The 498-nt window shown below is 60.6% G+C and carries 2 pseudogenes; both read left to right on the forward strand.

Annotated features, from left to right (window positions below):
• Positions 1-181: pseudogene (locus AC1D0P_RS28535) on the forward strand (hypothetical protein); the annotation flags it as partial.
• Between the two features lie 8 nt (positions 182-189).
• Positions 190-498: pseudogene (locus AC1D0P_RS28540) on the forward strand (P-type DNA transfer ATPase VirB11); the annotation flags it as partial.

Consider the following 498-nt stretch of genomic DNA (forward strand, 5'->3'; position numbering starts at 1 on the left):
GTCGATCAACATTCCGCCCACGCTTCTCAAGCACCAGGGCGAGCTCGTCTCGATTTTCGTGGCGCGCGATCTCGATTTCTCCGGCGTCTATAGCCTCCGTGTGACGGAGCCGAGGAATAAGATTTATGACCGGGCGGTGCTTGGGGACTTCAGCCCCCGTTCGACGCTCATCACGAAATAGGGCGGGATATGAGTGAGGGCGTCGACGCCAGGGTGGTCCGCGAACTCCTGTCGCCATTTGCACTGTTTTTGGAGGACCGAACGCTTTATGAAGTGATCGTGAATCGGCCTGGGCAGGTGCTCACTGAAGGTGCTGGCGGTTGGCGGACCCATGACCTGCCGGAGCTCACCTTCGACAAGTTGATGCGCCTTGCCCGGGCCGTGGCCAGCTTTTCCAACCAGTCCATCGACGAAACCCGGCCGATCCTGTCGGCGACGCTGCCCGGTGACGAGCGTATCCAGATGGTCATTCCACCCGCCACGACCAAAGGGACGGTG

It is taken from the genome of Polaromonas sp. P1_G2 (assembly GCF_056405515.1).